12 protein-coding genes and 1 riboswitch are annotated in these 14,170 nt (G+C 37.1%); all 12 genes read left to right on the forward strand.

Annotated features, from left to right (window positions below; all coding sequences use genetic code 11):
- The first annotated feature begins 25 nt into the window (after positions 1-25).
- The 12 genes from EKM02_RS05810 (at position 26) to metH (ending at position 14,090) form a co-directional block, all read left to right on the forward strand.
- Positions 26-121 (forward strand): PLP-dependent transferase, encoded by a 96-nt coding sequence (locus tag EKM02_RS05810; protein ID WP_126453020.1) that lies wholly within the window; start codon positions 26-28, stop codon positions 119-121.
- Positions 122-289: 168 nt separating this feature from the next.
- On the forward strand, positions 290-700 hold the full coding sequence (locus EKM02_RS05815; protein ID WP_126453023.1) for an RrF2 family transcriptional regulator: 411 nt from the start codon (positions 290-292) through the stop codon (positions 698-700).
- A 115-nt stretch (positions 701-815) separates the two neighbouring features.
- Positions 816-1,721, forward strand: a complete 906-nt coding sequence (locus EKM02_RS05820; RefSeq protein ID WP_231507414.1) for a sulfite exporter TauE/SafE family protein — start codon at positions 816-818, stop codon at positions 1,719-1,721.
- 15 nt (positions 1,722-1,736) lie between these two features.
- Positions 1,737-2,450, forward strand: a complete 714-nt coding sequence (locus EKM02_RS05825; protein ID WP_126453025.1) for a phosphoadenylyl-sulfate reductase — start codon at positions 1,737-1,739, stop codon at positions 2,448-2,450.
- Between the two features lie 54 nt (positions 2,451-2,504).
- The gene (gene cysD / locus EKM02_RS05830) at positions 2,505-3,404 is read left to right on the forward strand and encodes a sulfate adenylyltransferase subunit CysD (protein WP_126453028.1); all 900 of its coding nucleotides are present in this window, start codon (positions 2,505-2,507) and stop codon (positions 3,402-3,404) included.
- A gap of 87 nt (positions 3,405-3,491) precedes the next feature.
- Complete coding sequence (locus EKM02_RS05835) at positions 3,492-4,736, forward strand: sulfate adenylyltransferase subunit 1 (RefSeq protein WP_126453031.1); 1,245 nt, start codon at positions 3,492-3,494, stop codon at positions 4,734-4,736.
- Between the two features lie 187 nt (positions 4,737-4,923).
- Positions 4,924-7,014, forward strand: coding sequence for a HEPN domain-containing protein (locus tag EKM02_RS05840; RefSeq protein WP_126453033.1), 2,091 nt, complete (start codon positions 4,924-4,926; stop codon positions 7,012-7,014).
- A complete protein-coding gene (gene cobA / locus EKM02_RS05845) occupies positions 7,007-7,780 on the forward strand; it encodes a uroporphyrinogen-III C-methyltransferase (protein ID WP_126453036.1) in 774 nt (257 codons plus the stop codon). Before EKM02_RS05840 ends, cobA begins: the two co-directional genes overlap by 8 nt.
- A 75-nt stretch (positions 7,781-7,855) precedes the next feature.
- The gene (locus EKM02_RS05850; RefSeq protein ID WP_126453039.1) at positions 7,856-8,437 is read left to right on the forward strand and encodes a bifunctional precorrin-2 dehydrogenase/sirohydrochlorin ferrochelatase; all 582 of its coding nucleotides are present in this window, start codon (positions 7,856-7,858) and stop codon (positions 8,435-8,437) included.
- Positions 8,438-8,544: 107 nt separating this feature from the next.
- Positions 8,545-9,597: an NAD(P)/FAD-dependent oxidoreductase gene (locus EKM02_RS05855; RefSeq protein WP_091204228.1), complete on the forward strand. Its 1,053-nt coding sequence runs from the start codon at positions 8,545-8,547 to the stop codon at positions 9,595-9,597.
- A 92-nt stretch (positions 9,598-9,689) separates the two neighbouring features.
- A riboswitch (SAM riboswitch) is annotated at positions 9,690-9,809 on the forward strand.
- A 265-nt stretch (positions 9,810-10,074) separates the two neighbouring features.
- Positions 10,075-11,076 (forward strand): homocysteine S-methyltransferase family protein, encoded by a 1,002-nt coding sequence (locus EKM02_RS05860; RefSeq protein ID WP_126453042.1) that lies wholly within the window; start codon positions 10,075-10,077, stop codon positions 11,074-11,076.
- Between the two features lie 332 nt (positions 11,077-11,408).
- Positions 11,409-14,090 (forward strand): methionine synthase, encoded by a 2,682-nt coding sequence (gene metH, locus EKM02_RS05865; RefSeq protein ID WP_126453046.1) that lies wholly within the window; start codon positions 11,409-11,411, stop codon positions 14,088-14,090.
- Positions 14,091-14,170: the final 80 nt, after the last annotated feature.

The following is a 14,170-nucleotide window of genomic DNA, read 5'->3' on the forward strand; positions in this document are numbered from 1 at the left end:
CTCAATGTGGTTTATTTAAGAACGTTTGTCGGTTAGTATTACCGATGGTTTAGTGCGTGTTTCAGTAGGATTGGAAACAGTAAAAGATGTAATCGCTGATTTGGAGCAGGCATTGTTGTAAGGATTTTTGATTGTAGATTTACTACAAATTAAAAATCATCAATCTCCATTCACTATTCTTAAATCAAAAAGTATATTTTTGTTGTTTCAATATAAAAAGAATGTTGATTTCAGACAGCTTTGAAATCTACAATCAAAAATAATTAATCTTCAATTATATTTTTTTAAAATGCTTTCAAAAAAAACAAAATATGGAATAAAAGCTCTTACTTTTTTGGCGCGCCAAAAAGACAATTCTCCTGTGCAAATAGCGGAGATAGCCAAGAGCGAGACTATCTCGATCAAGTTTTTAGAAAGTATTTTATTATTACTGCGTCATTCGGGTTTTTTAGGAGCCAAAAAAGGAAAAGGCGGAGGCTATTATTTGATAAAAGATCCTAAGGAAATAAATATGGCCCATGTGTATCGTATTCTAGAGGGACCTATTGCATTACTTCCCTGTGCCAGCCATAATTTTTATGAACCTTGTGAAGACTGTGCCGATGAAACCACTTGCGCCGTTCGGAAATTAATGACCGAAGTGCGAGACAATACCCTGATGATATTGGAAAACAATACCCTAGCGGATATCGCCTTTTAAAAAATAAACTTAAAAATTAGTGTTGTAGTTAAACAAAAAGTACTATTTTTGCGCTTTAATCTACAATGCCGATAGGGTAATAGATAATAAATAAAATTTATTTTACCTTGTAAGCATGAATAAAGAAGTAGTAGAAGAAAATAAAGGGATGATAAAATCCCAAATTACATTTAAAGAACGCTTGTGGGTTGTTATTCCGGTTGTGCTATTAGTTGGATTAATTTCTACATTGGTGTACAACCATCATGCTGAATTTTCTTGGAATGGTTTTGTGGGAGGGTTCGATCAGGAGTTTTTAATCTTTTTTTGTATTGGCGTTTTTGCACAACTAGTCGATGGAACTTTAGGAATGGGTTACGGAGCAACCTCTACCTCTTTTTTATTGGCATATGGAATCCCACCAGCAATCAGCAGTACAGGTGTTCACGTTGCTGAAATGTTTACCACCGGAGCTTCTGCAATTTCTCATCATCGTTTTGGGAATATCAATAAAAAACTAGTGCGGCATTTGTTGATACCCGGAATTTTGGGTTCGATTACCGGAGCTTATTTGTTATCGGATGTAATTGATGGGGATGCAATAAAGCCTTTTATTGCCGTGTATATGATCGCTTTGGCGGTTATAATTATCAGAAAGGCAATGCAAAAAAATATTATTAAAAAGAAAACGAAACGATTGAATATTCTGGCTTCTTTTGGGGGATTCATGGATTCCGTTGGAGGCGGAGGCTGGGGGCCAATTGTAACTTCTACACTATTAGGACGCGGCAGAAATCCTAGATATACAATTGGTTCTGTGAATGCAGCCGAATTTGCGGTTTCTTTCGCTAGTGGTATTACATTTATGATTTTTGGAGGAATCCAAGGATGGCAGGTTATTATAGGTTTAATTTTAGGAGGCGTTATTGCTGCGCCAATTGCTGCTTTATTAGTTAATAAAATCAAAAGAAAGCCAATGATGATTTTGGTAGGTATCTTAATTATTATTTTGAGTTTAAGAACCTTGTCAAAATTGTTGTAAAAGATAAACGGAATTATGAGCACAGATATAGTACAAGCGTTATTGCATAAAACCAAAGATTTTTCCATTGAGGAAACGCTTCGTTTTTTAGCCAACGAATATAAGGATAACGTAGTTTTTTCTACTTCTTTTGGTCAGGAAGATCAGGTGATTACGGATTTAATTGCGCAAAATAATTTGCCAATTACCATTTTTACATTGGATACAGGACGATTATTTCAGGAAACGTATGATGTTTTTCATAAAACTTTAAGAAAATATAAAATTGACATTAAAACCTATTTTCCGGAAGCAATTGCGGTGGAAGAGTTGTTAAATCATAAAGGTCCAAACAGCTTCTATGAATCGGTGGAAAATAGAAAAGAGTGTTGTTTTATTCGAAAAGTGGCACCGTTGACTAAAGCATTAAAAGGGAATGACATCTGGATTACTGGTTTACGTGCGGAACAATCCGAAAATAGAAATGACTTAGACCTTTTTGAATACGATGAAAAGTTCGACATTATAAAATTCAATCCATTGTTAAAATGGACTTTGATAGAAGTAGAAGCCTATTTAGAAAAAAATAATGTGCCACAAAACACCTTGCACAAACAAGGGTTTGTAAGTATAGGATGTGCTCCATGTACCAGAGCAATTACAGCTGATGAAGACATACGAGCAGGCAGATGGTGGTGGGAATCGAGTCATAAAGAATGTGGGTTGCACCAAAAAATAATTAAAAATTAATACAACAATCTTTCAATTTTTGAATTTTTCAATCCTTGAATAAATAAAAATATAATGAGTACCATATTAAAAACAAATGCTTTAGAAAGCGAAGCGATATACATATTTAGAGAAGTAATTTCTCAATTTGACAAACCGGTATTGCTTTTCTCTGGTGGAAAAGATTCGATTACTTTGGTACGTTTAGCTCAAAAAGCATTTTTTCCAGCGAAAATCCCTTTTCCATTGTTGCACGTAGATACGGGACATAACTTTCCTGAAACTATTGCTTTTAGAGATAAATTAGTTGCTGAATTGGGATTAGAATTAATCGTTCGTAATGTGCAAGATGCTATTGACGAAGGGAAAGTTGTAGAAGAAACAGGTAAGTACTCCAGTAGAAACAGTTTGCAAACGACTACACTTTTGGATGCTATCGAAGAATTCAAATTTGATGCTTGCATCGGTGGTGCGCGTAGAGATGAAGAAAAAGCGAGAGCGAAGGAGCGTATTTTTTCGGTTCGTGATGATTTTGGTCAATGGGACGAAAAAAATCAGCGTCCTGAATTATTTGATATTTTAAACGGAAAAATTGAAAACGGTCAAAACGTTCGTGTTTTTCCAATTTCGAATTGGACAGAGTTAGATGTTTGGAGTTATATCGAACAAGAGCAAATCGAAATTCCATCGATTTACTTTTCACACAAGCGTAAGGTATTCTTGAGAGACGGTATGATTTGGTCTCATTCTCCTTTTGTTTACCAAGAAGAAGATGAGCAAATTGAAGAAAGAATTGTTCGTTTTAGAACTGTTGGAGATATGAGTTGCACTGCTGCCGTTGATTCTTATGCAGCAACGATTCAGGAAGTGGTGGGTGAAATTAGATCTTCAACTATTTCTGAAAGAGGAGCCAGAATTGATGATAAACGTTCTGAAGCTGCAATGGAAAAAAGAAAACAACAAGGTTATTTTTAGAATTTGATTTTTTAAAATTAGTAAGCAAGTATAAAAAAAACAAGAGTTTTAAAGGTTTTATACTTTAAAATTTAAACTCAATATAAAATGGAAGTTTTAAAAATAGCAACAGCAGGAAGTGTAGATGACGGAAAAAGTACATTAATCGGGAGATTATTGTACGATACAAAATCGTTGACTACAGATAAGATTGAAGCAATAGAAAAAAGCAGTAAGCAAAAAGGATACGATTATTTAGATTTCTCATTGGCTACCGATGGTTTGGTTGCTGAAAGAGAACAAGGAATTACGATTGATGTGGCGCATATTTATTTTTCGACAGCCAAAAAAAGTTACATTATTGCCGATACTCCGGGTCACGTTGAATATACACGAAACATGGTTACCGGAGCTTCAACTTCACAAGTTTCAATCATTTTGATTGATGCGCGTAAAGGAGTTATTGAGCAAACCTACCGTCACTTTTTTATCAATAATTTATTGAGAGTAAAAGATGTGATTGTTGCGGTAAACAAAATGGATTTAGTTGATTATTCAGAAGAAGTATACAACAAAATCAAAGCAGACTTTCAGGCATTAAATGCAAAAAGCGCTTTTAAAGAACAAAATGTAAGTTACATTCCGCTAAGTGCAATCAATGGAGGGAATGTTGCCGATAAATCGGAGAACATGCCTTGGTATACCGGACAGACGGTTTTGGAACATTTGGAATCATTGGAACCAAATGATATCTACGAAAACGGGATCGCACGTTTTCCTGTTCAAACAGTAATTCGACCAAAAACGGAAGAGTATCACGACTTTAGAGGATATGCCGGAAAATTATACGGTAACAATATTAAAGTAGGAGATGCAGTAACGGTGCTTCCTTCTTTAACTGAATCTACAGTAACGAATATTCACTTTTTTGATAAACAATTTGATGAAGCTACGGCTGGTTCTTCTATCACTTTGGAACTGGAAAATGATATCAATGTAACCAGAGGGGATATGATTATAAAATCGAATGAACTTCCTAAAATTGAAAAAGACATTACAACAACTGTTTGTTGGATGGACAGTAAAAAATTAGTGGCAGGCGCAAAATATTATGTACAACACAACAGCAATAGAGTTTTGGCAAAAATTGATAGTGTAAAAAACGTAATCGCAACCGATTATTCTGGAACAACACCAGCGACTCAATTAGCTATAAATGAAATTGGAGAAGTAACTATCAAATTGAGCAAAGCCATTTATTTTGATGCTTATACTGATAATAAATCTAACGGAGCTTTCATCTTAATAGATGCTGCAACCAACACAACAGCAGGAGTTGGGTTTATAAAATAGCCCCCACCCCAGCCCTCCCCGAAGGGGAGGGAGACATCCTAGATAAAAGTATGCCGGTAGTTAAGGCGTTTGCCTTTTACGATAAGAATATAATAATAATTGAGTTAAAAGAAAATGTAATAATATTTCCAATTTCGACTCCCTCCCCTTCGGGGAGGGTTGAGTAGGGGATAAACATAACTAAAAGATGCAAAGTTTTAGAACAGAAATAGAAGATCCGATTGTCCAAAAAGAGATTATCGATTTAGAGAAAAAAATTCATTCCTTCCGAAGTGGACAAATTGACGATGAGCGTTTTCGCAGTCTTCGTTTGGCACGTGGTATTTACGGTCAACGCCAAGAAGGCGTGCAAATGATTCGTATTAAATTGCCATACGGAAAAGTGACTAGCGAGCAATTGAAGCGTATTACGGAAGTGTCCGATAAATATTCTACAGGACGCTTACACATTACAACCCGTCAGGATATTCAAATTCACTATGTGAGTTTAGACAGAACACCGGAGCTTTGGTCTGACTTAGCTAAAGATGATATCACTTTGAGAGAAGCTTGTGGAAACACCGTGCGTAATATTACTGGAAGCGAATTAGCGGGTGTAGATGTTGACGAACCTTTTGACGTGTCGCCTTATGCGCATGGTTTGTTTCAATATTTATTGCGTAACCCAATTTGTCAGGAAATGGGACGTAAGTTCAAAATATCATTCTCCTCTTCTGATAAAGATACCGCTTTGAGTTATTTGCATGATTTAGGATTTATTCCAAAAATTGTAAATGGCGAAAAAGGGTTCAAAATAATGTTTGCGGGTGGTTTAGGTTCTCAACCAAGTCACGCTGAATTGCTTTCAGAATTTATACCGGTGAACCAAATTATTCCAACTGCTGAAGGGATAATCAGAGTTTTTGACCGTTACGGAGAAAGAGCAAAACGTTTGAAAGCGCGTATGAAATTTTTAATCAAAGACCTAGGTCGTGATGAGTTTTTGCGTTTGGTTGAAGAAGAGAAAAAAGCATTACCTTTTCATTCTTACGAAATCGACACTACCGCTTTTGAAGGACCAATTTCAGAACCTTTATTAGCTGTACCATCAGTAACAATTGAGGATGTTGAAGCTTTTGAAGCTTGGAAAAAATCGAACGTGATTGTACAAAAACAAGCAGGATATGTGGCTATTGGTATCAAAGTGCTTTTAGGAGATTTCTATACAGATAAAGCACGATTGTTAGCTGATTTGATTAAAAATTACGGTGCGAATGAATTGCGTTTTTCATTACGACAAAACATCGTTTTACGTAATATTAAAGAAGAAAATCTAGCGTTCTTTTACCAAGAATTAGCCAAATTGGATTTTGTTGCTTTAGGGTATGATACTATCGGAGATATCACGGCTTGTCCGGGAACGGATACGTGTAATTTAGGTATTGCAAGTAGTACTGGTATTGCGGATGAATTAGAAAGAGTATTAAAAACAGAATACCCACAATACAGCAACAATCAACAAATCGCCATAAAAATTAGCGGTTGTATGAATGCTTGTGGACAACACAATATGTCCGAAATTGGTTTCCAAGGAATGTCCATTAATGCAGGAAAACTAGTGGCTCCAGCTCTTCAGGTGTTATTAGGCGGAGGGAATTTAGGAAACGGAAACGGAAGATTTTCGGATAAAGTGATTAAAATTCCAAGTAGAAGAGGACCAGATGCGTTGCGTTATATTTTAAATGATTTTGAAGCAAACGGAAACGGACAATCATTCTTGAATTATTACGATGCCAAAGGGGAGAAATATTTCTACGAGTTTTTGAAACCATTAGCAGATATAACAAACCTTACCGAGGCTGATTTTGTAGATTGGGGAAATGCTGATAACTACGTAAAAGCAGTTGGAGTAGGAGAATGTGCAGGTGTAGTAATTGATTTAGTGGCTACTTTAATATTAGAAGCCAAAGATAAAATGACTTTTGCACAAGAAGCTTTCGAAGAAGAAAAATGGGCAGATGCGATTTACTTGGCCTATGCAGGTTTTGTAAACGGTGCCAAAGCAATTTTATTGGCCGAAAACCAAAAAACAAATCACCACGCTGGAATTATCGATCTATTTGATACTGTTTTTATCGAAAGCAAAAAAATAGAATTGGATTCAAGCTTTAAAGATTTGGTTTATCAAATCAAAGCGAATGAGCCTTCTGCTGAATTTGCACAAAAATACATCCAACAAGGAGTTGCGTTTTTTGATACAATAGAGAAATACAGAGCCAAAGATTTAGCTGATGCATAATACAATACAACCCAAAGTAACTTTAGTAGGCGCTGGTCCTGGCGATCCGGATTTGCTTACTCTGAAAGGAGTAAAGGCGCTGGCAGAAGCGAATGTGGTTTTGTATGATGCACTAGCTAATGAGGAAATAATGATTCATGCACCCAAAGATGCCATAAAAATATTTGTAGGGAAACGAAAAGGCTGTCATGAATATGCGCAAGACCAAATCAATCAGTTGATTGTTGATAATGCGCTTACCTATGGAAATGTCGTTCGGTTGAAGGGTGGAGATCCATTTATTTTTGGTCGTGGAAGCGAAGAAATTGAATTTGCAGAAAGTTTTGGAATCCCTACATTTGTAGTCCCCGGAATTTCATCTTCGATTGCAGTTCCGGCTTATCAAGGAATTTCTTTGACAAAAAGAGGTGTTTCAGAAAGTTTTTGGGTAATCACAGGCACTACTTCCGACAGGAATTTGTCGAATGATGTAGCACTTGCAGCGCAATCATCAGCAACAGTTGTGATTTTGATGGGAATGAGTAAACTATCACAAATTGTTTCTTTATTTCAGAAGGAATCTAAAGGAGAAACTCCAGTTGCCATTATTCAAAACGGAACTACTCCACAAGAAAAAATTGGAGTTGGAACGATAAATAGTATTCAAGCAGTCGTGGCCGAGAATAAATTAAGTTCGCCAGCAATAATTGTTATTGGAGAAGTGGTCAAAGAAAGCATCAAGTTAAAAGGATTTCACGAAGAATTCATTTTAAGTAACATTGCATAAAAAATAAGTATAAATTATTCAAGCTCTGGCTCCATCTCCTTCGGAGAGGGTTGGGGAGAGGAAAATAAGATAGTAATGGAAAGAAACGAACTATATCCTGTTTTTTTAAAACTACACAACCTCAATGTACTTATTGTAGGTGGAGGAAATGTGGGTTTAGAAAAGTTATCTTTCATGTTGAAATCCAGTCCAAATGCCAATGTTGAAGTGGTGGCACCAAGGTTTCTTCCAGAATTGGAAGGCCTGGCAGCAAAACATCCTTCGGTAATATTGACCTATAAAAAGTTCAATCGCTGGATGCTTCGCAAACGCCACATGGTAATTGCCTGTACCGATGATTTGAAAGTCAATAAACGGGTATTCGACTTGTCACGAAAAAGATTCTTGATTTGTAATATTGCTGATACACCACCATTATGTGATTATTACTTGGGCGGAATTGTAACCAAAGGAAATGTAAAAATTGCTATTTCAACCAACGGAAAATCACCGACAACAGCCAAAAGATTACGGGAGTTTTTCGAAGAAATAATTCCGGACGATATTAATAAAATGGTCGAAAACCTCAATGAATATCGCAAAACACTCAAAGGGAATTTCGAAGAAAAAGTACAAAAAATGAATGAAATAACCGAGACGTTAAAAAACAAAGAATAAAAGCATTACAAATTAACAAATGATATTTATCATTTAAAGTTGTAAAAATCAATCGTTAATTTGTACAAAATAGTTTACTACAATTACATTACATAAAGAATAAAAAAATGATTAAAACAGACATCCTTATAATAGGAGCCGGACCAACTGGTTTATTTGCCGTTTTTGAAGCAGGATTATTGAAATTAAAATGCCATATTCTGGATGCTTTGCCACAAGCGGGCGGACAGCTTTCAGAATTATATCCTAAAAAACCAATCTATGATATTCCAGGGTTTCCAGAAGTATTAGCGGGGGATTTAGTGGATAATTTAATGGAACAAATCAAGCAGTTCGAGCCAGGATTCACCCTTGGCGAGCGTGCAGAAACTATTGAAAAACAAGAAGACGGAAGTTTTATTGTCACCTCAAATAAAGGAAAAAAATTCCATGCACCAGTTGTAGCAATTGCTGGTGGATTAGGAAGTTTTGAACCCAGAAAACCATTGATTGAAGACATCGAATTTTACGAAGATAAAGGAATCAAGTATTTCATTAAAAATCCGGAAAAATTCAGAGACAAAAGAGTAGTAATTGCAGGAGGTGGTGATTCCGCTTTAGATTGGAGTATTTTCTTGTCGAATATTGCTTCCGAAGTGACTTTAATTCACCGTAGAAATGAATTCAGAGGAGCCTTGGATTCGGTCGAAAAAGTGCAGGAGTTAAAAGATTCCGGAAAAATAAAAATGATAACGCCGGCAGAAGTAGTTGGTTTAAATGGAGCCGAACATTTAGAATCAATTGATATTGAAGAAAATGGAGCCCACAGAACCATTCCTACAGATTATTTTATTCCGCTTTTTGGATTAACTCCAAAGTTAGGTCCTATTGGAGACTGGGGATTAGACATTGAAAAAAATGCCATCAAAGTAAATAATGCTTTGGATTACCAAACGAATATTCCTGGAATTTTTGCCATTGGTGACGTAAACACTTATCCAGGAAAACTGAAATTGATTCTTTGTGGATTCCACGAAGCAACTATGATGTGTCAGGCAGCCTACCAAATAATCAATCCGGGTAAGAAATATGTGCTGAAATATACTACAGTTTCTGGTGTTGACGGATTTGACGGAACTCGTAAAGAAGCTCCAAAAGCCGTGGTTAAAGCCATCGTTTAACAACTTAATACAAACTAGTTAAAAAATATAGCGCTAATACTTGCAAGTATAGGCGCTATGTCTTTACTTTGCACTGTTCCTATATTTATTGAAAGTTATCACGAAAGGCGGAGGGAAAGACCCAATGAAACCTTAGCAACCCTTTATCTTTAAAGAAGGTGCTACATTCTACTTTATACAGAACCAGTTTCAGTATTTAAGATAGATAACACACGAATACTCACTCAGTATTTCTCAAACCTTTTCTTGACAACATATATTTTTAGCCTGCTGAATTAATTTCGGTATCAGGAGCGAACAATTGGCGTTTTTTTGCCAATACCGTTCCCGCTTTACGCTATATCTTTTTTTCTGAACGCCAGAAAAATAGGATATCGCTTCAATCGGGGCTAAAGAGTTCATATAGTGAACTTTTGTAATTAATAATCAAAAGTGTAAATCCCGAAATGGATCGTGATTTACAAGAAATAACAAGATATGTCAAGCATTCAAGAAGCCATTAAAAAAAACATACTCGTACTCGATGGAGCTATGGGAACCATGTTGCAACGCTACAATTTCTCTGAAGAAGACTTTCGAGGAGAGCGTTTCAAAGATTTTCCACATTCCTTAAAAGGGAACAATGATTTATTGTCACTTACGCAACCACAAGCGATTCGTGCGGTACACGCCGCCTATTTTGAAGCAGGAGCAGACATCGTTGAAACCAATACGTTCTCTGGAACCACCATCGGAATGGCAGATTACCATCTCGAAGATATTGTTTACGAACTCAACTACGAATCAGCACGAATTGCCCGTGAAGTAGCCGATGAATTTACAGCCAAAAATCCAGAGAAACCCCGTTTTGTAGCCGGTTCAATTGGACCAACAAACAGAACAGCGAGTATGTCACCAGATGTAAATGATCCAGGTTACAGAGCGGTAACTTTTGATGATTTGCGCATTGCTTACAAACAACAAGTAGAAGCACTGATAGACGGAGGAAGTGATTTACTGTTGGTGGAAACCATTTTCGACACTTTAAATGCCAAAGCGGCTCTTTTCGCTATTGAAGAAGTCAAAGACGAACGTAATATTGACATTCCAATCATGGTTTCCGGGACAATTACCGATGCATCAGGAAGAACACTTTCAGGTCAAACCGTGGAAGCTTTCTTAGTTTCGGTTTCACACATTCCGTTGTTGAGTGTAGGGTTCAATTGTGCCTTAGGAGCTGATTTATTAAAACCATATCTGCAGACCTTATCACAAAACACTTCTTTCAACGTGTCGGCACATCCTAATGCAGGATTACCCAATGCTTTTGGAGAGTACGATGAAACGCCAGAACAGATGCAGGCCTTTATCAAAGAATATTTAGACGATAATTTAGTAAATATCATAGGTGGATGTTGCGGAACAACGCCAGAACACATTAAGTTGATTGCTGATATTGCAAAGGAGTATAAACCTAGGGTTTCAACGGCGACAATGTAATTAAATTTCCTGCATGGTTTTTTTAAACTGTGTAGTGATGTTTGAAAATGGATTTTTTTAGTTGAACTAGATAGCGCGGATTTGTAATCCGTGCCCGCTCCGCAAAGTCTCCGACTTTGAGGAAGCGACAATCGGTTTTTAACCGATAAAACCAAGGTCAGAGACCTTGAAACACATCCTAAAAGTCGGGAGACTTCGCGGAGCAAGCAACATAAGAGTTCCGTAGGAACGACTCATTTTGTAGTCCCGAAGCTTCGGGAGAATTTATTCCGTTGAAAATAAAAGGCAACAACAACAAAATTTATTCCGTTGTTGAAAAAAATAAATAAAAAATGGCACAAGCAGAAACTAGAAGAAACCTTGTATTATCAGGATTAGAGCCTTTAATCATTACGCCCAACAGCGTATTTGTAAATATTGGTGAACGAACGAATGTTACCGGTTCTAGAAAGTTCCTTCGATTAATCAAGGAAGAAAAATACGAAGAAGCGCTCAGTATTGCCAAAGAGCAAGTGGAAGGTGGCGCGCAAATCATCGATATAAATATGGATGAAGGAATGCTTGATGGTGAATATGCCATGACGAAATTCCTGAATTTGATTGCTGCTGAACCGGATATTTCCAGAGTTCCAATCATGATTGATAGCTCGAAATGGGATATTATTGAGGCTGGACTAAAAGTGGTGCAAGGTAAGAGTGTGGTAAATTCGATTTCCTTGAAAGAAGGCGAAGAACAATTTATTCATCACGCTAAATTGATTAAGCGTTACGGTGCTGCGGCAATTATTATGGCTTTTGATGAAACTGGACAAGCAGATAATTACGAGCGTCGAATAGAAATATGCCAACGTTCGTATGATATATTAGTTACCAAAGTTGGTTTTCCTCCACAGGATATTATTTTCGATTTGAATATATTTCCAGTAGCGACAGGAATGGAAGAACACCGCTTGAATGCTTTGGATTTCTTTAGAGGAACAAAATGGGTTCGAGAAAATCTTCCTCATGCACACATTAGTGGAGGTGTAAGTAATGTTTCGTTCTCTTTTAGAGGAAATGATACGGTTCGGGAGGCGATGCACTCCGTGTTTTTGTACCACGCCATCCAACATGGAATGACGATGGGAATCGTGAATCCTGAAATGTTGTCTATTTATGACGAAATTCCAAAAGATCTTTTAGAACGCGTTGAAGATGTAATTCTGAACAGGCGAGAGGATGCCACAGAGCGATTGCTAGATTTTGCCGAAAATGTAAAAGGAGATGTAAAGAGCAATGAAAAAGCGATTCAGGAATGGCGTTCGGGAACTATTCAGGAACGATTGACACATTCCTTAGTGAAGGGAGTGGATGAATTTATTCTTTTGGATATTGAAGAAGCTCGACTGGCAGCAAAAAAACCAATTGAAGTTATTGAAATTAACTTAATGACAGGAATGAATGTGGTTGGGGATTTATTTGGTTCGGGTAAAATGTTTTTGCCGCAAGTGGTAAAATCGGCTCGGGTAATGAAAAAAGCAGTAGCTTATTTGTTGCCGTTTATTGAAGCCAGCAAACAAGCCGGAGACAAACAAGGGAATGGAAAAATCCTGATGGCAACCGTAAAAGGCGATGTACACGATATTGGTAAAAACATTGTAAGCGTGGTGCTGGCGTGTAATAATTATGAGATTGTAGATTTAGGCGTAATGGTGCCTCCCGAAAAAATTATCGCAGCAGCCATTGAGCATAACGTAGATATTATTGGATTGAGCGGATTGATCACGCCGTCACTGGACGAAATGGTTTTTCTTGCTAAAGAATTAGACAAAAGAGGACTTAAAATTCCAATAATGATTGGTGGGGCAACAACTTCACGAGCACATACAGCCGTAAAAATTGCACCACAATACAGAGAAACGGTTATTCATGTGAATGATGCTTCGAGAGCCGTGACGGTGGCGGGAAGTTTATTGAACAAAGATAAAAAAATATATGCAAGCGACATTAGAGCGGAGTATAATGCTTTTAGAGAGACGTTTTTGAATCGTTCCCGCGACAAAAATTTCTTGACTATTGAGCAAGCGCGTAAGAATAAATTGCAGTTGGATTGGGAGGATTTTACTACTGTAAAGCCAAAAATCATCGGCGAACAAGTGATCGAAGTGGAGCTAGATGTTTTGGTTCCGTATATTGATTGGACACCGTTTTTTAGAACCTGGGAATTGTTCGGGAAATATCCGGCAATTTTAACGGATGAGGTAGTGGGCGAACAAGCCACTTCGGTTTTTGCAGATGCGCAGGAAATGTTAGAAGTTATTTTGAGAGAAAAGAAACTAACCGCTAAAGGAATTTACGGAATTTTTCCTGCCAATCAAGTGAACGATGATGACATTGAGATAAGTGACGAAAACGGAAAACCATTGCAGACATTCTTGACGTTGCGTCAGCAATCGCAAAAGACAAAAGGTGCTCCAAACATTGCATTGGCTGATTTTATTGCTCCAAAAGACAGCGGTAAAACGGATTATATGGGTGCATTTTGTGTAACGACCGGTTTTGGTGTGGATGAATGGGCCGCTGAATTCGAAAGAGATTTAGACGATTATAATTCGATTATGGTAAAAGCATTAGCAGATCGTTTTGCGGAAGCTTTTGCCGAATATTTACACGAAAAAATTCGTAAAGAAATTTGGGGCTATTCATCAGATGAAAATATAAGTACCGAAGCAATGATTGCCGAAGAGTACAAAGGAATTCGTCCGGCACCAGGGTATCCCGCTTGTCCTGACCATTTAGAAAAACCTACGATTTGGAAATTACTAAATGTAGAACAAGAAATTGGAGTGACCTTGACTGAAAGTATGGCAATGTGGCCCGCTTCATCGGTTTCTGGGTATTACTTTGGAAATCCGGAAAGCAAGTATTTCGGACTTGGAAAAATAAAAGAAGACCAAGTCATTGATTATGCGAAACGAAGAAGCGTTTCCACAGAAGTAGCCATGAAATGGTTGAACCCGAATATCGCAGATTAAAAACACAGTCATAAAGTCAAAAGTCATAAAGTCCAAAGGACGTGACATTCGACTTTCGACATTCAAACTTTAAGACTAAA

It is taken from the genome of Flavobacterium sp. RSP49 (assembly GCF_003968735.1).
GTDB lineage: Bacteria > Bacteroidota > Bacteroidia > Flavobacteriales > Flavobacteriaceae > Flavobacterium.

What these genes read in the sequence shown, in the direction of transcription:
- EKM02_RS05850 (WP_126453039.1), top strand. Translation starts at nt 7,856, where the DNA reads ATGGAAAGAAACGAACTATATCCTGTTTTTTTAAAACTACACAACCTC.
- EKM02_RS05815 (WP_126453023.1), top strand. Translation starts at nt 290, where the DNA reads ATGCTTTCAAAAAAAACAAAATATGGAATAAAAGCTCTTACTTTTTTG.
- EKM02_RS05860 (WP_126453042.1), top strand. Translation starts at nt 10,075, where the DNA reads ATGTCAAGCATTCAAGAAGCCATTAAAAAAAACATACTCGTACTCGAT.
- EKM02_RS05835 (WP_126453031.1), top strand. Translation starts at nt 3,492, where the DNA reads ATGGAAGTTTTAAAAATAGCAACAGCAGGAAGTGTAGATGACGGAAAA.
- cobA (WP_126453036.1), top strand. Translation starts at nt 7,007, where the DNA reads ATGCATAATACAATACAACCCAAAGTAACTTTAGTAGGCGCTGGTCCT.
- EKM02_RS05840 (WP_126453033.1), top strand. Translation starts at nt 4,924, where the DNA reads ATGCAAAGTTTTAGAACAGAAATAGAAGATCCGATTGTCCAAAAAGAG.
- EKM02_RS05820 (WP_231507414.1), top strand. Translation starts at nt 816, where the DNA reads ATGAATAAAGAAGTAGTAGAAGAAAATAAAGGGATGATAAAATCCCAA.
- metH (WP_126453046.1), top strand. Translation starts at nt 11,409, where the DNA reads ATGGCACAAGCAGAAACTAGAAGAAACCTTGTATTATCAGGATTAGAG.
- EKM02_RS05855 (WP_091204228.1), top strand. Translation starts at nt 8,545, where the DNA reads ATGATTAAAACAGACATCCTTATAATAGGAGCCGGACCAACTGGTTTA.
- cysD (WP_126453028.1), top strand. Translation starts at nt 2,505, where the DNA reads ATGAGTACCATATTAAAAACAAATGCTTTAGAAAGCGAAGCGATATAC.
- EKM02_RS05825 (WP_126453025.1), top strand. Translation starts at nt 1,737, where the DNA reads ATGAGCACAGATATAGTACAAGCGTTATTGCATAAAACCAAAGATTTT.